Origin of the sequence: Pseudomonas sp. 2VD (assembly GCF_005503585.1) — a bacterium.
GTDB lineage: Bacteria > Pseudomonadota > Gammaproteobacteria > Pseudomonadales > Pseudomonadaceae > Pseudomonas > Pseudomonas aeruginosa.
On the sequence record NZ_SCND01000486.1, the window covers coordinates 1 to 3,733 of the forward strand.

Genomic DNA, 3,733 nt, shown 5'->3' on the forward strand with positions numbered 1-3,733 from the left:
TGGTCGGCCCGATCCGCCGCGACCTGGCCATCAGCGACACGGAAATGAGCCTGCTGATGGGCTTGTCCTTCGCCCTGTTCTACACCCTTTGCGGTATCCCGCTCGGACGCATGGCCGACAACCGCAGCCGGCGCGGTCTGATCCTGTTCGGCGTGCTGGTGTGGAGCGCGATGACCGCGGCCTGCGGTCTGGCGCGCAGCTATTGGCAATTCCTCACCTTCCGGGTCGGCGTCGGGGTCGGCGAGGCGGCGCTGTCGCCAGCGGCCTATTCGCTGATCGCCGACAGCTTCCCGCGCGAGCGTCGGGCGACGGCGATCAGCGTCTACTCGATGGGCATCTACCTGGGCTCGGGGCTGGCCTTCCTGCTCGGCGGGCTGGTGATCAAGTTCGCCTCGGCCCAGGGCGACGTGCACCTGCCGCTGTTCGGCGAGGTGCGCCCGTGGCAACTGATCTTCCTCATCCTCGGCGCCGCCGGCGTGCTCTTCTGCCTGTTGCTGCTGGCGATCCGCGAGCCGGCTCGGCGCGGAGTCGGCGCAGGCGTGGCGGTGCCGCTGGGCGAGGTCGGCGCCTACCTGCGGGCCAACCGCAAGACCGTGCTCTGCCACAACTTCGGTTTCGCCTGCCTGTCCTTCGCCGGCTACGGCAGCGGCGCCTGGGTGCCGACCTTCTTCGTCCGCACCCACGGCTGGGACGCCGGTCATGTCGGGGTGGTCTACGGCAGCATCGTCGCGGTGTTCGGCTGTCTCGGCATCGTCTTCGGCGGGCGCCTGGCCGACTACTGGGCGAAGCGCGGGCGCAGCGACGCGAACATGCGCGTCGGGCTGCTCGCCGCCTGGGCGGTGATTCCCTTCACCCTGGTCTATCCGCTGCTGGACAACGCCAATTGGGCGGCGGCGCTGATGGCGCCGACGGTGTTCTTCCTGAGCATGCCGTTCGGCGTGGCCCCGGCGGCGATCCAGGAGATCATGCCCAACTCGATGCGCGGCCAGGCCTCGGCGATCTACCTGTTCGTGGTCACCCTGTTCGGTCTCGGCGTGGGCCCGACGGCGGTGGCGCTGGTCACCGATTTCGTCTTCGCCGACGACATGGCGCTGCGCTACTCGCTGCTGCTGGTGACCCTGGCCGCGGTGCTTGGCGCGGTGGTCCTGCTGGGGATCGGCCTCAAGCCCTATCGCGCCAGCCTGGAGCACCTGAAGGACTGGAGCCTGCGACGGGAAGGCGAGGACGGCGAGGATTGGAAGGCGTCCCGGCAGCCGGCCTGACTCAGTAGGTGAGGATGACCCGCACGGTATCGCTGTAGGTACCGGCGGGGACGTTGCCCTGTGCCGGGTTGACGATGGCCCGGTACGGCACGTTCTGCGCTGCGCCGCTACCGGTGCCTGCCTGGGTGTTGCTGGTGGTCCAGACCGTCGAGTCGCCCGGTTTGTAGAGGTTGTACTGGATCGCGTTGGCGCCGCTGAGCATTCGCCGCCAGCCGCCGCTGAAGTTGTTGCCGTTGTCGAAGCCGATGGTATAGGTGGCGTTCAGGGTGCAGCGCACGCCAATGTTCTGGTTCACCGCGGTGAAGGCCGAGACCAGCGCGGCGCTGCCGAAGCTGAGGTCCGGAGCGCTGTCGATGAAGCAGTCCTTGAGCACCGTCAGGGTAACGTTGACGCTGCTGCTGGCGGTGCCGTCGTCGTATACGCAGACTGGGCCGATGCCCGCCGCGCACAGGTGCCAGGCCCAGTTCAGGCCGATGGTATCGGTATAGGTGCCGGCCGGCAGGGTCACCCCGGTGGCGGTGCGCAGGTACAGCGGCAGGCTGCCGTCGGTGGCGTTGAACAGGCCGAGGATGCCGAGGAAGGTGGTGCTGCTCCAGCGTACCGTCGAGCCGACGTTGTAGACGGTGCCGCAGCCGTTGTCCTTGCAGATGCTGTAGGGCAGGTAGGTGCCGCTGGCGGCATTGTACAGCCGCGGCGTGGTGCCCAGCGGATTGGCGGTGCTGGCGATGGTCGCGTCGATGGTGTTGGTGCTGAGGATCGACAACAGGCTGCCGGTGCACTTGAAGCCGGTGGTGCCGGTGATGGTCTGTGCGGTGCTGGCCACGGTGAACGAGCTCAGGCTGCCGAAATTGCCGGTGCCGGAGCTGGTGGTGCAGGCGGCGAGCAGCAACGGGCTGGCGCAGAGCGTAGCGAAGCCGAGCAGGCAGGCGGACGTGGAGTGGCGGCTCATGGCGTATCTCCGATGGGGGCCGAGCAGGTCAGCGGGCCGACCTGGCTGACGGTGGGTTTGCGCGTGTCCAGGCGGAAGCGTGCCTGGCAGGCCCGGCCGTCGGGGCGGACCACGCGTAGCTGGTTGTCGCTTTGCAATCCTTCGAAATAGACCTGGCCGTCCCAGCCGACGCTGGCGCGCTGGCCGCTGCCGGTTTCTTCGGCCCGGCTACCCAGCGGCAGCGGTTCGCCGCGCTCGTCCACCAGGCTGATGCTGGCGGCGACCACGGCACGGATCGGGAAATCCAGCAGCAGGCCGCTGCCCTGGCGTACCGCCACGCGCTGCTCGACTTCGGGCGCGCTGACGTTGGCCGGAAGGTCCAGCGGCTCGATCTGGAACTTCGCCGGGTAGTAGGCCGCGACCCAGGGCACCAGCAGATGGCCGTTGTCGTCGGTACTGCCCATCAGTTGGTTCTCGTAGCGGATCGGCACCTGTGGATAACCCTTGGTGCTGACCAGGACGAAGGCGTCGTTGATCCGGTTGCTGGCGAACATGGCGTTGTCCATCCATACCAGCGAGCCGCTGAGATCGGCCCAGCGCGTGTAGTTGCCGGTCTCGCCATAGAGGCCGCCCTGCAGTTGCACGTTCTGCATGCGCCAGGTCAGGTCGGCCTGCTGGTAGCGGCTGGCGCCGCCGCCATAGCCGAGGTTCCAGCCGAGGCCGCCCTGGCTCGGCGTGGAGCGGCTCCAGATCACCCGCTCGCTGTAGCGCCGGTCGCTGTCGCGGGTGACGCCGATGTTCAGCAGGCCGTTGATGTCGAAGGGAATCACCAGTTGCATCAGCGCGCTGTAGCCGTCGCCGTCGAGATCCTTGTTCAGCGCCAGGTAGAAGCTGCTACGGCTGCCGATCGGGCGGCTGTAGGAGAGGTTGGCCAGGCGCGTGCGGCTGCCGTCGCGGGCGCGGATGTCGAAGTAGCCGGCACCGATGGTGCCCTGCTCGTCGAAGGTCAGGCTGGCGGTAGCCTGGTCGGTGCGCCGGCTCAACTGGTACTCGCCGTCCCAGGTGCCGAGGTCGCCATAGCCGGCGCTGCGCTCGATGTGTTGCAGGCTGAGGCCGAGCCGTCGCGAATAGTAGGAGTAGCCGAGCAGGTATTGCTGGCCGCTGTCGCCCTGGCCGTCGCTGCCGCTGGCCGCCAGGCTGAGGGTGCCGAAGGTGGCCACGGCGATGTCGCCGCCGATGCCGAGCAGGCGCAGGTCGCTGGCGGCCTCGGCGTGGGTGGAGAGGGTCAGGCGGTCGCTGACGCCGTAGCGGTAGATGCCGCTGGCGGCATTGTCGGCATAGGAGAAGTTGCGCAGGCCGTAGTCGTCGCGCAGACGCCCGACGGACAGGTCGAAATCGCTCAGGCCGCGCGCCAGCAGGGTGTTGGATACGTAGAACGGCAGGCTGGTCACCACTTGTCGGCCCTGGGCGTCGGTGGTCACCACCGTGGCTTCGCCGGCTCCGTTGATATACGGCACGTTGCTGATGGCGAAGGGACCGGGCT

3 protein-coding genes are annotated in these 3,733 nt (G+C 68.2%); 1 reads left to right on the forward strand and 2 read right to left on the reverse strand.

What is annotated here, in order from left to right:
- Nucleotides 1-1,262, forward strand: a 1,262-nt coding sequence (locus tag FFS27_RS30235) for a spinster family MFS transporter (protein ID WP_137952428.1), incomplete at its 5' end; no start/stop codon positions are given.
- Nucleotide 1,263: 1 nt separating this feature from the next.
- Here the strand turns inward: FFS27_RS30235 and FFS27_RS30240 are convergent.
- Nucleotides 1,264-2,211, reverse strand: coding sequence for a Csu type fimbrial protein (locus FFS27_RS30240; RefSeq protein WP_003099330.1), 948 nt, complete (start codon nucleotides 2,209-2,211; stop codon nucleotides 1,264-1,266).
- On the reverse strand, nucleotides 2,208-3,733 hold a 1,526-nt coding region (locus FFS27_RS30245; protein WP_137952429.1), incomplete at its 5' end, for a fimbria/pilus outer membrane usher protein. The genes FFS27_RS30240 and FFS27_RS30245, both read right to left, overlap by 4 nt.

Bases quoted from the DNA above. Each gene is read 5' to 3' on its own strand.
- FFS27_RS30240 (WP_003099330.1), bottom strand. From the start codon at position 2,211: ATGAGCCGCCACTCCACGTCCGCCTGCCTGCTCGGCTTCGCTACGCTC.